Origin of the sequence: Rhizobium phaseoli (genome assembly GCF_010668805.1) — a bacterium.
Taxonomy (GTDB): domain Bacteria; phylum Pseudomonadota; class Alphaproteobacteria; order Rhizobiales; family Rhizobiaceae; genus Rhizobium; species Rhizobium phaseoli_A.
The window spans coordinates 1-397 of sequence record NZ_WUFT01000133.1; the positions used below are offsets into that span (position 1 = coordinate 1).

Below are 397 nucleotides of genomic sequence, written 5' to 3' on the forward strand. Positions count from 1 at the left end.
CGGTTAATGTGACGTTTCTTCAGCGGCCAGGAACGCGGGCCGTCGCAAACGCGTAAAGCGCATCGAGCGTCGCGTCGGGCTGCTCGGACATCAGCGCGTGGCCGGCGTCGAGCGTGATCGTGTCGACGGGCACATTCGCGCCGCGCAGCGCGTCGGCGAGGGCTTTGGCGGCGCGCGGCGGCGTCATCATGTCGCGCCTGCCGACAATCAGGCGCGTGGGGCAGCTCACCTGCGTGGCGCGCGCGAGGCCGTCCGTGTACGCGTTGCAGGCGCTGAAGTCGGTGTGAAAGAGTCGGGGTTCGCCCGTCGCCGAGACGCGCTCCATCAGCCGCTGGTTCATGCCGTGCAGCCAGAAGCCGGGCGCAGGGCAGGAGGGTTTCGCGGCGAGGGTCGAATG

Annotated in this window: 1 protein-coding gene; it reads right to left on the reverse strand. The window is 69.5% G+C overall.

Going from position 1 to position 397, the window contains the following annotated elements; all coding sequences use genetic code 11:
• Positions 1-19 precede the first annotated feature (19 nt).
• Positions 20-397 (reverse strand): alpha/beta fold hydrolase (locus GR197_RS31725; RefSeq protein WP_164016653.1); only part of this gene is annotated, 378 nt, incomplete at its 5' end.